Annotated in this window: 19 protein-coding genes; 7 read left to right on the top strand and 12 right to left on the bottom strand. The window is 48.1% G+C overall.

Going from position 1 to position 18,149, the window contains the following annotated elements; all coding sequences use genetic code 11:
* Positions 1 to 35: 35 nt before the first annotated feature.
* On the top strand, positions 36 to 533 hold the full coding sequence (locus PV783_RS31910) for a GNAT family N-acetyltransferase (protein WP_079472088.1): 498 nt from the start codon (positions 36 to 38) through the stop codon (positions 531 to 533).
* 5 nt (positions 534 to 538) lie between these two features.
* A complete protein-coding gene (locus tag PV783_RS31915; protein ID WP_079472089.1) occupies positions 539 to 1,009 on the top strand; it encodes a MarR family winged helix-turn-helix transcriptional regulator in 471 nt (156 codons plus the stop codon).
* Between the two features lie 3 nt (positions 1,010 to 1,012).
* Here the strand turns inward: PV783_RS31915 and PV783_RS31920 are convergent, their stop codons facing one another.
* Positions 1,013 to 1,624: a hypothetical protein gene (locus PV783_RS31920; protein ID WP_079472090.1), complete on the bottom strand. Its 612-nt coding sequence runs from the start codon at positions 1,622 to 1,624 to the stop codon at positions 1,013 to 1,015.
* Between the two features lie 294 nt (positions 1,625 to 1,918).
* Here PV783_RS31920 and PV783_RS31925 point away from each other — a divergent pair, with 294 nt between their 5' ends.
* Positions 1,919 to 2,335, top strand: coding sequence for a hypothetical protein (locus tag PV783_RS31925; RefSeq protein ID WP_420990840.1), 417 nt, complete (start codon positions 1,919 to 1,921; stop codon positions 2,333 to 2,335).
* Here PV783_RS31925 and PV783_RS31930 read toward each other — a convergent pair whose 3' ends face one another.
* From PV783_RS31930 to PV783_RS31940, 3 genes are read right to left on the bottom strand one after another with little or no spacing between them, the layout of a single operon-like run.
* Entirely contained in the window at positions 2,336 to 4,225 is a 1,890-nt protein-coding gene (locus PV783_RS31930; protein ID WP_420990841.1) for a CocE/NonD family hydrolase, read from the bottom strand.
* A 32-nt stretch (positions 4,226 to 4,257) separates the two neighbouring features.
* A complete protein-coding gene (locus PV783_RS31935) occupies positions 4,258 to 5,730 on the bottom strand; it encodes a RagB/SusD family nutrient uptake outer membrane protein (protein ID WP_079472093.1) in 1,473 nt (490 codons plus the stop codon).
* A 12-nt stretch (positions 5,731 to 5,742) separates the two neighbouring features.
* Positions 5,743 to 9,003, bottom strand: a complete 3,261-nt coding sequence (locus PV783_RS31940; RefSeq protein ID WP_420990842.1) for a SusC/RagA family TonB-linked outer membrane protein — start codon at positions 9,001 to 9,003, stop codon at positions 5,743 to 5,745.
* A 424-nt stretch (positions 9,004 to 9,427) separates the two neighbouring features.
* On the opposite strand from PV783_RS31940, the gene PV783_RS31945 reads away from it, so the two are divergent.
* Both PV783_RS31945 and PV783_RS31950 read left to right on the top strand, forming a co-directional pair.
* Positions 9,428 to 10,192, top strand: coding sequence for an ABC transporter permease (locus PV783_RS31945; RefSeq protein WP_420990843.1), 765 nt, complete (start codon positions 9,428 to 9,430; stop codon positions 10,190 to 10,192).
* Positions 10,141 to 10,521, top strand: coding sequence for an ABC transporter permease (locus PV783_RS31950; RefSeq protein ID WP_420990844.1), 381 nt, complete (start codon positions 10,141 to 10,143; stop codon positions 10,519 to 10,521). Before PV783_RS31945 ends, PV783_RS31950 begins: the two co-directional genes overlap by 52 nt.
* Before the next feature lie 45 nt (positions 10,522 to 10,566).
* Here the strand turns inward: PV783_RS31950 and PV783_RS31955 are convergent, their stop codons facing one another.
* The 4 genes from PV783_RS31955 to PV783_RS31970 form a co-directional block, all read right to left on the bottom strand.
* The gene (locus tag PV783_RS31955) at positions 10,567 to 10,869 is read right to left on the bottom strand and encodes a hypothetical protein (RefSeq protein ID WP_079472096.1); all 303 of its coding nucleotides are present in this window, start codon (positions 10,867 to 10,869) and stop codon (positions 10,567 to 10,569) included.
* 14 nt (positions 10,870 to 10,883) lie between these two features.
* Positions 10,884 to 11,783 (bottom strand): DUF6929 family protein, encoded by a 900-nt coding sequence (locus PV783_RS31960; RefSeq protein ID WP_420990845.1) that lies wholly within the window; start codon positions 11,781 to 11,783, stop codon positions 10,884 to 10,886.
* Positions 11,784 to 11,787: 4 nt separating this feature from the next.
* Entirely contained in the window at positions 11,788 to 12,561 is a 774-nt protein-coding gene (locus PV783_RS31965; RefSeq protein ID WP_420990846.1) for a GDSL-type esterase/lipase family protein, read from the bottom strand.
* A gap of 76 nt (positions 12,562 to 12,637) precedes the next feature.
* Positions 12,638 to 13,303 carry a YiiX family permuted papain-like enzyme gene (locus tag PV783_RS31970; protein WP_420990847.1) on the bottom strand — a complete coding sequence of 222 codons (666 nt, stop codon included), beginning with the start codon at positions 13,301 to 13,303 and terminating at the stop codon, positions 12,638 to 12,640.
* Between the two features lie 51 nt (positions 13,304 to 13,354).
* On the opposite strand from PV783_RS31970, the gene PV783_RS31975 reads away from it, so the two are divergent.
* Entirely contained in the window at positions 13,355 to 13,891 is a 537-nt protein-coding gene (locus tag PV783_RS31975) for a GNAT family N-acetyltransferase (RefSeq protein ID WP_079472099.1), read from the top strand.
* A gap of 48 nt (positions 13,892 to 13,939) precedes the next feature.
* On the top strand, positions 13,940 to 14,944 hold the full coding sequence (locus PV783_RS31980) for a phosphotransferase enzyme family protein (protein WP_420990848.1): 1,005 nt from the start codon (positions 13,940 to 13,942) through the stop codon (positions 14,942 to 14,944).
* On the opposite strand, the gene PV783_RS31985 is transcribed toward PV783_RS31980, so the two are convergent.
* The 4 genes from PV783_RS31985 to PV783_RS32000 all read right to left on the bottom strand — a co-directional run bounded on the left by PV783_RS31985 (position 14,927) and on the right by PV783_RS32000 (position 18,029).
* Positions 14,927 to 15,439: a murein L,D-transpeptidase catalytic domain-containing protein gene (locus PV783_RS31985; RefSeq protein ID WP_420990849.1), complete on the bottom strand. Its 513-nt coding sequence runs from the start codon at positions 15,437 to 15,439 to the stop codon at positions 14,927 to 14,929. The genes PV783_RS31980 and PV783_RS31985 overlap by 18 nt on opposite strands.
* Before the next feature lie 139 nt (positions 15,440 to 15,578).
* Complete coding sequence (locus PV783_RS31990) at positions 15,579 to 15,941, bottom strand: hypothetical protein (protein ID WP_420990850.1); 363 nt, start codon at positions 15,939 to 15,941, stop codon at positions 15,579 to 15,581.
* Between the two features lie 42 nt (positions 15,942 to 15,983).
* On the bottom strand, positions 15,984 to 16,889 hold the full coding sequence (locus PV783_RS31995) for an SMP-30/gluconolactonase/LRE family protein (protein ID WP_420990851.1): 906 nt from the start codon (positions 16,887 to 16,889) through the stop codon (positions 15,984 to 15,986).
* Positions 16,890 to 17,195: 306 nt separating this feature from the next.
* A complete protein-coding gene (locus PV783_RS32000) occupies positions 17,196 to 18,029 on the bottom strand; it encodes a helix-turn-helix domain-containing protein (RefSeq protein ID WP_420990852.1) in 834 nt (277 codons plus the stop codon).
* Between the last annotated feature and the right edge of the window lie 120 nt (positions 18,030 to 18,149).

The following is an 18,149-nucleotide window of genomic DNA, read 5'->3' on the forward strand; positions in this document are numbered from 1 at the left end:
TCAACTACGTAGTTTTGTACCATAAATGAATACCAATGAGTACAACACCTGTTATACAACCAATTTATAATCAATATTGCCAGGAGATAATTGACATCATCCTGCCCATCCAGCAAAAGGAATTCAATGTGCCGGTTACACTCGAAGACCAGCCCGACCTGCACGATATTGAAACAAACTACCACCAGACCGGCGGCGGTTTCTGGGGAGGATTTGTAAACGGGGAACTGGCCGGTACTATCGCACTGATAAGCATCGGGCACCAGGCGGGCGCCATCCGGAAAATGTTTGTGAAAAAGGAATTCCGCGGGAAGGAATATGGCATTGCACAACAACTGCTCGAAGAACTGATCGCCTATTGCAAATCAGTACAGATAACAGATCTGTACCTGGGCACGGTCGACAAACTCGCTGCCGCCCGCCGCTTCTATGAGCGCAACCACTTTAAAGAAATAAAAAAAACGGATTTACCGTCGTATTTTCCCCTGATGAATGCAGATAATGTATTTTATCACTTACACATTAATGATTGAGAAGCATGACAAATGTAATTGATGAATCAGGGATACTGGCTATTTCTACCAGGTTGCAGCGACTCAGTGATCAGCTGCGGAAAGACGGGCTGCAGATTTACAAGGCCAATGGGATCGACTTTGAACCAAAATGGTTCCCGGTTATCTATACCCTGCACCTGAAACCGGTACTCAGCGTAGTGGAAATAGCCATGGAAATCGGGTACTCCCACCCCTCTACTATCAGCCTGCTGAAAGAACTGGAAAAACAAAAGCTGATCCGCTCAAAGAAAGATAAAACAGACGAAAGGAAACGGCTTATCGTGCTCACGGAAAAAGGGAAAGCACTCATCACCGACATGCAACCCGTGTGGAATAAAATGGTGGTGGCTCTTACCGCGCTGACAGATACGAAAAATAACCTAATGAAAGCCATTGAGGAGGTAGAGCAACAAATGAAATCGTTTAGTTTTTTTGACAGGGCGCAACAGCTGTAAATATTATGCCAGCAGGCCGTTCACCAGTGCCTTCCATTGCAGTTTTGATATACCAACGGCGCCGGTAGCGCCTACCACCGCATTCCGGATCCTGTCGCCCAGATCATTGGTTTGTGTATTTGGCACCTCATTACGTCCGTAAACAGTGGCAGTTATTTCCGCGTTGTTACGCACCAATACAAAGGAACTACTGGCTTCTTTGCGCAGAAAATGTGCAATACCCGCACTCTTCTGGATAGGATGCTCCGACGGCCGGGCCCTGATAAAAAATACTTCCTGGTGCTCATTCAGTACCACATGCTCCTTCTGCTCAATCTTTACCCAGTCGAACCCCTTCCCTGCATTGGTACCCGGCCCGGGAATATCAATCCGTATGTACATGCCCGTTTCCGCATCGCCGGCAGCCGGTTTCCCGGCCAGATCGGTTAACTGAAACCCCGACGACATACTTCCGCTGAGCGTAGCCCAGTTATTTACATCCAGCAGGCGCGCAACCGCCGTTTTAAAAAAATCCCGCGCCGCCGCTTCATGAACCAGTGTTTTTACCTCAGAAGTTGTAGTAGCCTCACCCGTATACTGCGCCGGAATAAATGGCGCCGCAATGTTATCTGCCATAACTTTAATATTTGCCGTAAAATAATAATGTAAGTATTTCGGTAAAAAACTTGTGCCAATTTTATATTACACTACCTTTGGGGTGTAAAAGTACGGACAATGCATTGCAAGCCTGATAATTCTATCGTTCAAAACGATGCGGCGGAGCGGCACCACTTCTGACCATATTTTACGCTTCATTAAAAGCACGAATCCCACAACTGTCAACACGCTGGTAATTGTAAACACCGCCATCGCCGTAGAGTAATCTATACGCATGGGGAAACAATTTGTTGATATTTAAAGATACGGAATATGAATAGTATATACTCCCTTTTAGTGAGCTCTTTTCTCTACCTGGCCTGTACCAACGCAAAGCCTAACCAAACCAACGGCAAAATCACCGGCCGGTGGCTGCCGGTAAAATCCGTGATGAGTTGCGTTGAAGACGGCAAAAAAACCTTTGATAAAACAGATTCCAGTTTTAGTCCCGATGATGTAATGGTGTTTAAAGACAATGGCGTACTGGAAGACGGCGGCCAACGATATGAGGCATATACCATCGATCTCCAAACCAAACAACTCACCCTCCAGGAAGGCGGCGGCTACGGCATCACCTTTAAAATCCGGACTATGAACCCGGAAGAACTGGTCATCTTCCGGGAAGATGAGGAAATCTTTAAAAATAAAAAACGGCAGATGAAACTCGAAATCTACTTTCGCCGCATCTGATCATTTCAGCACCGGCAAAATAATGCCGGAGGGATGCGCTTCATCATGATAAATACGGATGGTTTCCTTTACAAAGTCTTTTTCTGTTGCTTCGTAAATATTGATAAACTGCTGTGGATTGCGGTCTGCTAAAGGAAACCAGCTGCTTTGCACCTGGATCATCAGCCGGTGGCCTTTCTGAAAGGTATGCGCTACATCAGGCAATTGGAACTTTACCTGCGTTACCTTGCCCGGCGTAAAAGGCGCCGGCTTCTCAAAACTCTCCCGGAACCGCCCGCGGAATATATCTCCCCGGACCAGCATCTGGTAGCCGCCCAGAGGATAAGGCCCACCAGCATCACGGGTTTTATTCGGCGGTGGCGTATCCTCATAGCGGAAATCGTCAGGGAACACGTCTATCACTTTTACCACAAAATCCGCATCACTACCGGTAATGCTTACACGAAGATCCACGGTTACAGGACCACCAACAGTCAAACTTTCTTTGAGCGTATCCGTTTCAAAAGTCAGCACATCGGCACGGCGCGAAGCAAAACGCTGATCATCGGTCATATAATCCCTGGTGCGGATGTAATGTACATCCTCCGTATACGGCACGGGATGCGCCGGATCACTCACATACTCACTGAAGCCGGTACTGCTCTTTTTCCACGATAGCCCCCCATTACCCTGTAAAAAAATCTCCTGCTCCGTTGCCACCGGTGGCCACTTGTCAAATTGATGCCACTTGTTTTCCCCGCTGAAAAAGATATTTGCTTCTGCGAGGTCCTGCAAATTTCCTTTTCCCTTGAGATAATAATTAAAGAAGGGCACTTCTATGTGCTCCTGGTACCATGCCGCAGTGTTACTCCCAAACTGCACATGGCCCAGGTGCGTGCCATCGTTGCCGGCCCACTGCCCATGATACCACGGCCCCATCACCAGTTTATTAAAATGGGCTGCCGGGTTCTGTTGCTCAATGGCCTTGTATAAATTCCACGCGCCATAACAATCTTCTGCATCAAACAAGCCACCTACTACCAGCACCGCGGGTTTTATCTGCGCCACATAATTCCGCGGGTCACGCTCCTTCCACCAACTGTCGTATTGCGGGTGCGCAATCAGTTCTTTCCAGAAAGTAAGACTATCGCCGGTTAGCCGGGTAAAATTTTTGATAGTACCTATCTTCAGAAAAGTGCTGTAGTTATCGGCACAAGGCAACTTCAACGCCTGCACCGGTGCTACACACACGGGCGCGGGATGCGGATAACCAAATCCTTTTGTATAAAAGCCAAAGCAATCCATCAGGAAAAAAGCGCCGTTGTGATGGAAGTCGTCGCCATGGAACCAGTCGGTCACGGGCGCCTGCGGACTCACCGCCTTCAATGCAGGGTGCCCGCTCAAAGCGGCCATTGTGGTATAAAAGCCCGGGTACGAAATACCAAAGGCGCCCACCTTGCCATTGTTTCCCGGTACATTTTCCAGCAGCCAATCGATGGTATCATACGTGTCGCTGGCTTCATCAATCTCCGTTCCCTTCTTCCCCGGAATAAAAGGACGAATGTCTTTAAACTGTCCTTCACTCATCCAGCGGCCACGTACATCCTGTATCACGATGATATAATGCTCCTGTACATAGCTGTTCCAGTAAGTATTCCAGAGATTAGGGCTAAACTGCTGCGCCCCATAAGGCGCAGCAGAATAAGGCGTGCGCGTTATCAAAACAGGATGTTGCTCACTGCTGTCTTTTGGTATATAGATGGCTGTAAAAAGATGTACGCCATCACGCATACGGATCTGCCGCTCTTCTTTATAATAATGCTCTTTTACCCATACGGAGTCTCCGGCATACTGAGCCCCTGCCGGGAGCATAGCTAATGCTCCCAGCAACATAAAAACAAATCGCTTCATCCTGCTCTCTTTTTAGTTCAAACCATCTACCATCAAGGATTCTGAGGGAAATTGGCTGGATCGTTATGAATATCTATCTCGCTTTGTGGTATAGGAAATAATAGTCTTGCCGGTGTAAGCGCCGGCGTAGTAAGATTATACTCGTTCTTCAGGTGTGCCTGCATAATGGCCAGTCCTTTTGAATAACGCACCAGGTCAAACCAGCGGTTATTTTCAAAAGCCAGCTCCACTCTTCTCTCTGCAAAAACGGCATCGCGGAAACTGGCCTGGTTGGGCAGCTCAGCGGGTGTTTTATCGGCCAGTCCGGCGCGGCGCCGTACCTGGTTGAGGAAGCCAAAAGCCGTGTTAGCGCCGGTGGCAGCGCTGTATGCCTGTTCATTTAATGCCTCCGCCTGGAGCAGCAATATATCCGCATATCTTAATACCGGGAAACTGCTGCCACCATCGCCGGTTGCGCCGGGAGGATCTAAATATTTCTTTACGTAATTGCCGGGCTGTGTGGTGGTGGCATTCTTGTACGAAACAGTATCCAGTGAGGCGATCAGCCGCTTGTCGCCGGCTTCATAAGCCGACACGATATCATGCGTAGGCCGGTTATTGTTAGAACCTCCATAGGCGACACCGTTATAATAAAAAGAAAACGGCACCATGTCGGTGAAGTAGTAATTTCCTTCGGAAGGATTTAATCCTTTTTTAAAACGGATGGTAAACAATACTTCTGCATTAAGACCGGCAGCGGGGTTATACAGTGCAGCATAATCTGCCAGCAGCGTATATCCGTTCACGTTTTTCAGTACAGTGGCAGCATCGTTCCACTTCTTCTCTGTTACATATACTTTTCCCAGCAGGCCGTTGGCACTACCGGCGGTTACTCTCCCATAGTCGTTCACGTTAGTATATACCGCAGGAAGCAGGGTGGCGGCGGATTGCAGGTCTTTCTCTATCTGCGCATATACTTCTGTTACTTCATTCCGTTTATCGTTCAGCGACTCCGTGGTTGTTTCCACTCTCGTTACCAGCGGCACTTTGCCATACAACCGCACCAGGTCGAAATAAACAAAGGCCCGCAGGAACAGGGCTTCGCCCCTGAATTGTTTTTTGGAAGAATCCGGGATAGCGGCGGCATCAATCTGGTCCAGTACTGCGTTGGCGCGGGATATAGTAAGATAGGCGCCTGCATATACATCGGTGAGAAAGGGATTGGTAGTGGTTTCGGTGAACAGGTCGATCTGTGAAGCCACGCCACCCAATGCACCACGGTCGAGGATATCCGTATTATCGCTTCTTACTTCCATCAGGTAGTAAGCCGATTTTCCATAGCTGCGGGTATTCTGCAATCCATCATAGATAGCGTTTACACCCTGTTGGAAATCGCTGGTGGTTTTAAAGAAGGTAGCCGTTGTTTGATTGGATACCGGCGGAAGATTGATAAAGTTTTTGCTGCAGGAAGTTATAACCGTTACCAGCGACAAGCCTGCTATTGCTTTTGTGATATTTAATTGCATAAGTTCCTGTTTTTAAAATGAAAGATTAATACCTGCGGTGAATGTTCTGGGCAACGGATAGGTACCGTAGTCCTCCCCTTGCGACAACGGCGCATCGGGCCGGGCATTCACTTCCGGGTTATAACCGGTGTAGTCGGTCCAGGTATAAATATTTTGCCCCGACAGGTACACGCGCAGGCCCTGGATCTTATTATTAAACAGTCGCTGATTGAAAGTATAGCCAATCGTTAAATTACGTAAACGCACATACGAACCATCTTCCACAAAGAAGGAACTGGGCTGCGTACTGTTGCCGGTAGTAACCCTGTTAGGACGCATGGAGTTGCCATCACCGGGATCTGCAGGCGATTTCCAGTAACCCGTTTCTTCGATCATCTGGTTGGCATTTCCTTCACTGTTGTACAGGAAGCGGCGCTGCAGGTTCATCACCTTATTACCGTTTGATGCCTGCAGTGATACCGTGAGATCAAAGCCTTTGTAGCGGAATTCGTTGGTGAGGCCCCATATAAATTTGGGGAAGTAGCTGCCGATATCTGTTCTGTCCGATGCATCAATTTTCTTGTCGTTTGTTACATCAATGAACCTGCGATCGCCGGGTTTGGTGCTTGCATAATGCGGATAGGCGTCTATTTCCGCCTGGTTTTTGAAAACGCCGCCATTTACATAACCATAATAGCTGCCTATGGGCGCGCCCACTTTGGTGATGTATAACTGTGAGATGGTACCATTACCACCGTCGGAAATGATAGGGGCATTATTTGCGCCGAGTTGCAGCACTTCATTTTTATTGGCGGCAATATTAAAGCTGGTATTCCAGGTAAACGGACCGGTGAAGTTGCGGGTAGTTAGTCCGAACTCCACGCCGGAGTTGCGTACTTTACCAATGTTCTTCAACGCCTTGCCAAAGCCGGAACTCAGCGGTACCGGCACTTCCAGCAACAGGTTGGAAGTAGTGGCGCGGTAGTAATCGGCGCTCAGGTAAATCCTGTTGGCAAACAACCCAATATCCAGACCGGCATTAAGCTGTACTGTTTTTTCCCAGGTAAGATCGGGGTTGGCCGGTTGTGCCAGTCCTACGCCATTTACTGCGGTACCGCTTCCGTTGCCCAACACATAACCGTTGGAGGCCAGCAGGTCGTACGCTGCATAGTTGGCAATCTGGAAGTTACCGGAAGTACCATAGCTCACCCTGGCTTTCAGTTCAGAGATGGCTTTTATATTAAAGAAAGATTCGTTGCTGATCAGCCAGCCGCCTGATACCGCGGGGAAGTAGCCCCACTTGTTGTTGGCGCCGAAACGGGAAGATCCGTCGCTGCGGATGCTGGCCGACACAAAATATTTATCATCGTAGTTATAGTTGATCCTTCCAAGATAGGAAAGCAACGACCACTGCGATTCCGTGGAAGTACCGCTGGTAATGGTGGCAGCATTTAACGTTTGTACGGCATCGTTAGGAAAGCCAGTGCCATAGGTTTCGTTGGCTTTGGTAGTATTCTTTTGTGACGTATATCCCGCCAGCACATCAAACCGGTGCTTGTTATTGATATTGAACTGGTAGTTCAAAGTGTTTTCCCAGAGCCAGTTTACAGACAATGCGGTTTGTGCCGATCCTTTCGGAATAGTAGGCGCCGCCTGTTGAATGGGCCGGTAACTCCCCAGTGTGGAAGGCCGGAAATAGTTCCGGCTGAAGTGATTGATATCTGTACCAAAGAAGGTTTTAAACTTCAGTCCCTTAATGATTTCATATTCCGCCCAGGCGCTGCCCAGGTTGCGCACGTGATCCAGTTTATCTTTGATCTTCGTGGCCAGCGCTACGGGATTTTCACCACCGGAATAGCCATAGGCCCACACATTCTGCCGGTTGGTAGCCAGCGATCCGTCGGGGTTATACACGGGGAATACCGGCGATGCTTTCAATGCGTTGCTGAGGATCCCGTCAAAGGTCCAGGGACCTTCGCTGTTGATGAGATCATAATGATCAAAGGTTGGATTAACGGTAACGCCTATCTTTAAACGGGAAGTAAGTTCTGCATTGAGATTGGCCCGCAGTCCGTATCTTTTATAGCCGGAGCCGAGTATGATCCCCTGCTGATCGAGGTAGTTGCCGGAAATGTAGTACTGGAATTTATCATTGCCACCGGAGGCCGACAGCGTATGGTTCTGGATAGGCGCTGTTCTGAACAGGGCATCTTGCCAGTCGGTGTTGGTGAGGCCCGCATCTCCCGCCAGGTAAGGCAATATTTCCGGTGCAATCTGGTAATTGGAACTGCCTCTTGTAGCGTTATCATCGGTGATGCTGCCGGAAGGTTTGAAATCCAGGTAGGCATTGTTCTTGGCATCGAAGCTGAACTTTGCCCACTGATAAGCATCCATCAGCTTTATTTTTTTACTCACCTGCTGAAAGCCGGCGTACATGTTATATCCAAAGGAAGGTGGACCAGTGGTTTTCCCTTTTTTGGTGGTGATGAGTACTACGCCGTTGGAAGCGCGGGAGCCGTAAATAGCAGCAGAGGAAGCATCTTTGAGAATGTCTATGGAAGCAATATCATCACTGTTTAAGGTGCTGAGCGGGTCAGGGGATTTCTGGAAAGATGCCTGCCCGGTGATGTTTACCATATCCGTAGCCCCCTGTAAGTTCTTCAGGTCGTTCGACAAGGGAATGCCATCGATCACATACAGCGGATCAATGCCTGCGGAGATAGAGTTCAGTCCGCGGATACGTACGCTGATACTGCCTCCCGGCGCGCCGGTATTCTGCAATACCTGTACCCCGGCTACTTTACCGGCAATGGCCTGTTCAAAGCTGGTTACCGGCTGATCCTTCAGATCGGCCGCCCGCACAGAGGCCACGGCGCCCGTTATTTCGCGGCGGCGCTGTACGCCATATCCTACTACCACCACCTGGTTAAGCGAGGAACTGGATTCTTTCAGGACAACGGCCACCGGCTGATTCTCCCGCAACGTAATACTACCCAACTGCGTAGGTTCGTAACCGATAGAGGTAAACCGGAAACTGTAAGGGGCTCCAACTACCAGGTCAGGGAAACGGAAAGTACCGCCAGCATTGGTTTGTGTAGATACCGTTGCTCCCGAAGATTCATTTTTAGCGGTTACGGATACCCCCGGCAGCCCTTCGTGCTTTTCATTTTGCACGGTACCGGTAACGCCTGTACGCTTTTCCTGCGCAAGCAGGTATAAAGGAGTTAATAGCGCGAGCAGTAATAGTGCGCTCCTCCATTTTTCTTTTAAAGAACGAATGTAAAAAGAGTCCATAGGTGAATTTTGAGGCCCCGTGCAGGTTGTTGCCATGCCTGCAGCAGTACGGGCGTCTTTTCAGATGCCTGTTGATATACCAGGGCCGGTTTTATAAAACAGCTTACTACTAGTGGGCTGATGATGCGATATTAGATTTTCAGTTTACAGCGTTAAAAGTAACAACAAGTTTTTAGTCTACCAAATCAATAGACTAATATCACCGCCAATATTTTGCGGTAGATAAATTTATCCTGTTGGGGATTGACTCTCTTAATCTAACTAATTTAATCCCGGGAAAAGATAAAACCTTGCCTGTCCGGAAATGAACACTTCTCCATAAAAACGGACAACGTGATGGCTGTTTTTATTACATTACGCGTTGATAACCAATAAGCAGAAGATTGGCATTTTCTTAGCGCCGCAATGGCCTTAACATCCTTCTATGTTCGGCAACCAGTTTAAAATCGCGTGGCGGAATTTCCGCAAGCACCTTACACATGGCCTGTTAAACCTTACCGGTCTTACACTCGGCCTTACCGGTTGTTTCTTTATTACGCTGTATGTAACCGATGAATACAGCTACGACCGCTGGATACCGGGGCACGAACAGGTGTACCGCGCCGGCATGGAAGTAAAAACCCAAACCAATGATGTGATTGCCTTTGCCAACACCTCTGGTTTCCTGCGACAGGCGTTGCTGGTATATCCGCAGGTAACAACGGCAACACGGATCTTTGAATACGGTAGTAATACGGCGGTAAGCAGCAACAGCGGTGATCAGAAAAAGTTTAATGAAAAGGGCATCTACTTTGCCGACAGCACCCTGCTGGAAGTACTTCCCTATCCTTTGCTGGCAGGTAATGCCCGCACCGCGATGAACGATGCAGATGGCATTATGCTCACCGAAGAAAAAGCGGAAAAGTATTTCGGAAAAGAAAACAATGTCAGCAGCTATCTTAATAAAATATTAACCATCAACGAAAAGAACTACCGCGTAACCGGGGTATTAAAAAACGTGCCTGCCAATACCTATTTCCGGCCCGACTTTATCATCTCCACGGTAAGTGTCTGCAACGAGCAATGGTTCCGTCGTAACATGGAAAACTGGCATGGCACCATGACGCAAACCTTCTTCAAACTAAAGCCAGGCGTGCAATGGGAAGCCTTTTCGTATTCGCCCTGTTTGCCATTGCTATCGCGTGTTTAGGGTTATTTGGCCTTGCCTCTTTCACGGCTGCACAGCGAACAAAAGAAATTGGTATCCGGAAAGTATTGGGCGCCAGCGTAGCGGGCATTGTAAAACTGTTGTCGAGAGATTTCCTGGCGCTGGTAGTAGTAGCCGCCGTAATTGCGTTCCCATTGGCGTGGTGGGCCATGAGCAGCTGGTTGCAGCACTTCGCTTATCGCGTGCCGCTGAATGCGTGGGTATTTATCGTAGCAGGTGGAGGCGCCTTGCTGATAGCCCTGATCACCGTGAGTTTCCAGGCAGTGAAAGCAGCGCTGGCAAATCCTGTGAACAGCCTGCAGGCAGAATAATTATGGCAAAGGCCCGGTACTGTTTATGCACTGCGCCTTTGCTGTCTATTTCGTATAAAAAACAATATCATCTCCATCCGGCTCGCTGTCTGCCAGCTGTTCTTCCCAGCCCACCGGCAGTTTAAAGATGGTATGTAATCCGCCCAGCAGTTCCAGCCAGCCGCTCATTTCGTCCGACACTTCCAGTGTTTCACCTTCCATTGTTTTAAACACCAGGAAAGCCGCTTCTCCCGGGTACGCATATACTTTGTATCCTGCGATATACGTTACATCCTCCCAGAAGATCGTGTTGTCAATATCTTCATCATACTTCACATACAGTGTTCGTTCATCAAATTGTATATCCATAATTTTAAGATTATTTAGTTGGTAGTAATAGTAAAATCTACTTTAAACAAACGACTGGCGCCGGCGTCATTATCAGATACCAGGTGAAGCGTAAGAACGTTATCCCGTATACTTTCCAGGCAAATGCCCTCTATCTTTTCGCCTTTAAAAGCAGGATCTGCTGTGGTTAAATTGAGCATGCCATCGGGCGTAAGGGTGGATTGTGATAATTTCCGGGAGATGTTACTGATCCAGCCAATATAACTGTCGCCAATATCGCCATCGTCGTAAGCATTGGCGGTGGCTTCGGAAGATAAAGTGCATAGTAACAGGTCTTTTTCCGGTACGTAACAAAGCTCTGATACGCCGGCAAATACAGGCGTTGGCGTTAGTAACGTAAACGGCACTACGCTAACCGGCGGAACTGCCTGTTCCCAGAAGCCCGGCTTAGTAAGTATCAGCTGGTTTTGCGGCCAGGTGTTGTTGCCGCGGTTACTCAGCAGCAAAGTATTATTCACTACTGCGGCGCCTTCTATATTCAGCTCATTGATCCCGCTGTTCAGCAGCTGCGTGGCAAAGGCCGGCGGATAAGGAATAAACTGGATACTGGCGGAGTCGCCATCCGGAAGCGGCAGCAGCATCAGCTGGCGGCGCTTTTCCGTTGCCAGCGAGCCGGATGCCAGCAGGTATGTTTTACCATGCAGGGCAATCAGTGCAGAAGCTTCATAGTCGGCTTTCTCCGCTTTTGCAATGCGCTTATCTGTCAGGCTGGAGATGGGAATACTTTTAATAACGCAGTAATCCTTATCCAGCACCTGGATACAGGTGGCGTCATCTCCTATGAGATACAACCTGCCCTCATGAAATTCCACTGCGGAGGCAGAAGGAAAATCCGGCAGCAGCAAGGTGCAGATAAGTGTGATAACCCCTTTCATGATGTTACTTTATACTGCTTACAACTTTTTTAATGGCCTGCGCCCAGAAAGTACCCAGTACTTCTGCGCCTTTTGCATTGGGGTGCAGCTGGAAAACGCCGGCTTTACCCTGCTCCTGGATAAACAGTTCCGGGTGCTTTTTAAAATAGTTAAACCCGTCGCGGTAACCGGTGAACACCTGTCCGGGATGGGTGGTGCGATAGCTGGTAACGATGGCATCCAGAACCGGGAAATAAGACTGCAACCGGGCCTGCCCTTCGGCGAGGTACCGGGAACTGTTTTGTGTATTGGCACTATACCAGATGGGATGATGCAAAATAATGATACAGCCCGGGTAGTTAGTAAACAGCTGGTCGATAATCGCTTTTACATTTAACCGGTATTGCTCGGGTGATACCGGCGATCCGTTGGGACCTTCGATGGCGCTGTCGTTGGTGCCCAGCACCATCGAAAATACCAGGATGGCGTTCTGATCATTTTTAAACGCATCCGCTGCCGCTGTAACGTTATTGAACAAACGACGGGTAGCAGGTAGAAAATCCACTGTAGTAGAACCGCTTACGCCCTGGTTGCTGTATTGCACCTCGCGGCCCGGCATAGCGCGCTTCAGCCATTCCCATGCCCTTACAGGAGGCGCTTCCTGCAACGGGTGCGGCAGGCCGCCGCCTTGCGTAATGCTGTTGCCGATAAAAACAATATCCAGCTTTTTCGTTTGTGCTACCGCGCAGGTGGCGGTGAGCATCAGGAAGCAAAGGGCGACAGGTAGTATTCTCATCATGATAGAAAAACTTTCAAACTTGTAAAATAACAAGTTCATCTGAGAATCAGACATTTTTCCTGAAAACACCGTTCATTTACTCTGCCACCGTTACCAGCAAGGGGGATTCAAACATGCTTACCGGTGAAATAATTTTCTCCGACAAAGGGATATTGTTGCCATAGATCTCTTTCATTTGCTGCTTTACGGCCGCACTGCCGAGGTCAAAATCTTTCAGCTGCTGGAGCTTACCCACTTCAAGACCGGTTCCTTCTTTATAAATTTTCCATACCAGTTCAGAACAATAAATCCGCTCATCAGACCAGCCAAAATAAAAGTCGTAGTCCTTTCCGTTGTATTGCTCCCCTGCGGTCTTCATTTTAGCTACCACCGCCGGCGTGAGCACGGCGCCGGCATCTTTCAGCCTTTTTATCACAAAATGCCGTCCCTTTCCCCTGTTAATCCATTGCATCAGCGGGGTATATCTTACCGGTTGTAAAGCTTCGTACACAAACCACTGATCATCTCTCTTAAAAATTATTCCGCAATGACTATATTTGGAATGTGTAGCCTGTTGAATGGCTGTGCTGAGGTCTGACTGGGATACCTGGAAAATGATATCCCCTTCCTGTACAGCCGGAACAGCTGCTATTGATTTTTTGGAGAGATGTTTGCCCGTAAAAATATAACGCCCCGCCATCAGGGTACCTGTTACAATGGTGAGCGCCAGTACTGTTAGTATAATTTTTTTGAGACCTGACATAAACCCGAATTTTAGTAAAAATAGATCCTATTATAATATAAGCCATAGAAAATGAATGAAATACTTATCGTGCCGGCAATTACAGCTGAAGTGGAACTGTTGCAGCAAATAGCCCGTGAAACCTTCCAGGAGAGCTTTGCAGCAGACAATACACCGGAAAATATGAAACAATACCTGCAGGATAATTTCAGTATTGCCAAATTAACTGCGGAGCTGACCGAGCCGGATTCTGAATTCTATTTTGCCATGCTGAAAAATCAGCCGATCGGCTATATGAAAGTAAATTTCAGATCGGCACAATCTGAGCTGTACAACAGCCGGGCGGTAGAACTGGAACGCATATACGTTTTAAAGTCGCACCAGGGGAAAAAAGTAGGTCAGCAGCTCTTCAACCAGGCAGTGAACCTTGCTATGGAAGCCCGCGCCCCTTTCCTGTGGCTGGGCGTATGGGAACACAATACCAAAGCCATTGACTTCTACCGCAAAAACGGCTTCTCGGAGTTTACCACGCATCCGTTTCAGCTGGGAACTGAAATACAAACGGACCTTATCATGCGGTTAAACCTGCCGCTGCATAAGCTGCAGTAAATTTATTTCCCTATATTTGATGCCCTTTTTCATTTCAAAGCGCAGTTCATGAGTCATTTCCCGGTTTCCAGTTCCAATCTCTCTGCGCCGCACCTGGCGCTGTTCGTGCAGTCACAATACAATGTAGCCAACAGCGTCACCTGCCACCTGATTAAATCAGGCGTGAACGATACCTACCAGGTGACCACTTCTGCCGGTAAATATATTTTCCGCGTATACAGCCTGAACTGGAGAACCGTCACAGACATTTCCGAAGAGCTGCGGCTGTTGCTGCTGCTGAAAGAAGGCGGCATCCCGGTATCGTGGCCGCTAGCCGACAAACAGGGCCATTTTATACAAACCCTGAACGCGCCGGAAGGCGAACGGTATGGCGTATTGTTTTCATTTGCCGAAGGAGAAAAGCTGCTGCACTACGATGATGAAGTACATGTAAAAGCCGGTATGGTCATGGCCCGCATGCACCAGCTTACACAGTCCGTACCCCTGAACAGGGTTACTTATACGGCGCAAAACCTGCTGGTGGAACCACTGGAGTCGCTAAAAAAATTCCTTCCGGCAGGTACGCCGGAAATGGCCTTCATGGCTACCGCGCAGGCGCATCTTTTACAGGTATTACAGGAAGCCGGTCCTGCTGCCATCCGGCAGGGCGTGGTACATATGGATATCTGGTTCGACAATATGAATATTCGCCCCGACCAGGAAATTACGCTCTTTGATTTCGACTTCTGCGGCAATGGCTGGCAATGCCTGGATGTGGCCTATTATATCCTGCAACTCCATAGCCTGATCCGCGATATGCCCGAATGCCAGGCTAAGGTAGACCGTTTCCTTGAAGGCTATACGGCTATCACCCCGCTCAGCGCGGAAGAGCAAAGACTGATCCCGGCACTGGGCGTATGCATGTATTTCTTTTACCTGGGCGTTCAGTGCGACCGGTACCACAACTGGTCCAATTCTTTCCTGAACGAAACCTATCTAAAAAGATTTATCAATATGCTGGTAAAACGGTACTACGAACTCTATCTGCAGAACGCATCACTCGTAAATCCATAACAACAAAGGGCGGGAAGAGGTATCTATGTAAGGTTGCAGCGTAGCAAAATAAGCGGGGTTCAGTGTAGGACATCCATCGCTGCGGCAAATGCCCTGCTCCTGTGCAGCTGCGGGTACACAGGCGTGGCTGTGCAATACTACAAACCGGTCGAACGCACGACTGTTGCTGCTATCCAGGCCATATAATTTATACGCCGTACCAAACCGCCCACTATACTTACCGCCTATACGATATTTACCACGGGAAGAACAGCGGCTGCCGGAAACATTGGAAAACACCACCTTTTCTGCGCGGAAATCCGGTCCCTGGCCATGCGCCACCAAACCGGCACTCTTTATTTTATGATGCAGCAGGTCGTAACAGATAAATCTTTTGCCACCGGAAAACACGCTGAAATCGATCAGGAAAGCGTAGCGGGTATTATAACCATGCTTCACTGCGTATTGCTGCAATGCTTTTGCCTTTTCGTGCAGCCGTGCTTCATCAGGCGCCATCACAGGCCCTGGTAGAACAGGCAGCAAAAAAAAGTGCCGGCAATAGCAAAATGCTCCATGCTTTGAACCGTATCATGTTTGTCAGATGCAGGGCAAAGCATTTTCCATATGCATCCGCAAAAAATTGCGGATGCATTTTTTATTCCCAGATATCTTTAACGTGAATGAGGATCGAGTAACGGCCCGTGGGTGGATAATGACCGATATGCAGTTGCGTTTCATCAAAGGGTTGCGGCAGTTTATCCGCATATTGCAGGTATAACTCCTGTACTACTGCAATAGCTTCTTCCTTATTTTCCACTACCCATGATTTGGCAGTTCTGTTATTATCAAACAGCTGGTTAAAGGCTTTCCGGGCAGATTCGGTTTGTTCAAAAGGCACTACTTTCAGCGTCCACACCTCTCCTATCTTTTCCGGTTCTGCGGGTGTATCCAGGTTAATCTTAAACCTTTCCAATCCCCCAGGATCCAGTGCACGCATGATATCCATCGCAACTGACATAATCGTAATTTTTTCTGACCGCAATATTACAACTTCCGGGTGTTATTCACCACCTTTTACGTTCATGCGCAGGGTATAGATGCCTTTGCCGGCGGTGATGAACAGGATATTATTATCTTTTCCGCCAAAACAGGCGTTGGCTGTCCACCCTTCCGGAACAGGGATGTGGCCGATCTTCTGCCCGTCTTTATTGACTACGGTAACGCCATTTCCGCACAGGTAAAGGTTGCCTTGTTCATCGAGCGCAATCCCGTCTGTAGATGTTTTTTCCGCCATGAGGTATTGGCCGGTTAAACTGCCGTCTGCGTTTACGTTATAGCGGTATACTTTGCCTGCGCCGATATCTGCTACATACACCAGTTTCCCGTCGCGGGTACCGATAATGCCATTGGGCTTCTTGATATCTGCCGCAGCCACTACGGCTTCTTTGGCGCCGGGAGCCAGGTAGTAAACCTTTTCTTCTTTCATATCTGGTTGCTTACGCTCCCAGTAGTCGCGCTGATAATAAGGATCCGTGAAATACATCCCGCCGCCGGGGGCTATCCAAATATCATTGGGGCCATTGAACTGATGGCCGCCGAAATTATTTAACAGCACCTTTATTTTTCCTTTGGGAGAGATGGACCATAACTCGTATTTCTCATCTGCACACGCTACCAGGTTGCCTTTGCCATCGAAATACAATCCGTTGGCACGACCCGCTTTCTCTAAAAAAACAGACAGCTTCCCTTTGGTATCATATTTCCAGATCTTATTATTGGGCTGATCTGTAAAATAGATGTTCCCTTTTTTATCGGCAGCGGGGCCTTCCGTAAATTCGAATTGTTTTGAAACCAGTTCCAGCCGGGCATTTTCAGCCACCGTTGGCGGAATGGTATCCTGTGTAACCGCCCCTGCACTGAGATAGCAGGCACCTAACAGTAACGTGGAATAAAATTTTAACCGCATATTGCTCCGTCAATTTTTACAATTGTAATCAATCCTGCAGAGAATTTTTTCTAAAAATGATGATAGTGAGGAGAAGATCGCCATCATATTTATTTATAGAGCCGGCTATGTAAATAGCCCGCCTACAGGTAAACATGATATTGATTTTGGGGTAACCAACGCTGGATGACTTGTTACCCGATTTTAGAATGGCGTTCTATACAGGTATTGGGATGCTACTCCTATGGAGAAAGGTCGTACGTTGATTACGGCGAAATTATCGTGATTAATGGCAGGGACATAGTACAAAAGCGACATCTTTTGCCTTTACACCATTATTTTATGCAGCCGGATGGTATTGGTGAGTTCTTCTTCATGGATAAAGGAAGGGGTAATGCCTGCAAATTTTTTGAAGTCGCGGATAAAATGCATCTGGTCATAGTAACCGCTTTTATAGGCGATTTCGGTCCAGGTCTTTTCCGGGAACAGTTCTTTCAGCTGGTAGGCTTTGCAGAACCGGATGAGCCGGGCATATTGTTTGGGCGGCATCCCCAGCCGTTCGGTACATTTCCGTTCAAACTGCCGCAGGCTCAGGCAGGCAAGCGATGCCAGGCTTTCTATGGTGCCGCTTCCACCGGTATTCACCAATACTGCCATGGCTTTATCTACCGGTAGTATCGGCTTTACCTGGGATATTTTTTTAAGGAGATAAAATTCAACGATACTTATCATGTGGTCCCAATCGTCTGCTTCCTTCAACCGTTCAGTGATTTCATCAATTTCATTACCATTCCCCATTAGTAAGCGGGTATCAAAATCCTGGTCGTATATTTCAGACATGGGGATCTTCAGCAGGCGGTGCAGGCCACTGGGTTGAAAACAGATACACAGCGCCAGGTGCCGGCTTCCCATGTCCAGGGTTACGGCCTGCTCCTGTGGCCCGATGGTTACACAAACCGATTTGGTAACAAAATCATTCTTACCCGCCTTCATTACTTTGATCGGGTCTTCAAGGTAAAATATAATATACCGCTGATAGGCGGGCACAAACCTGTAAATGTTTGACAGCGCCTTGTTTTGGGTAAAATCTACTTCGTAGATACCCAAATAACTCACGAGGTCCCTCAGGGCCGGATGTGGTTTATAATTCTTTGATTTCATGGACGTGTGGGCTATAGGTGCTCAGTACTGCATACTTCTGAAACAAATATATACAAATATTAAAAAAGTCAACCAAAGCGACCTATAAGCGTTATCTTCTACGGGTTAATTTTATTTTAT

The sequence above is a fragment of the Chitinophaga sp. CC14 genome (assembly GCF_048957795.1).
GTDB classification, from domain to species: Bacteria; Bacteroidota; Bacteroidia; order Chitinophagales; family Chitinophagaceae; genus Chitinophaga; species Chitinophaga ginsengisegetis.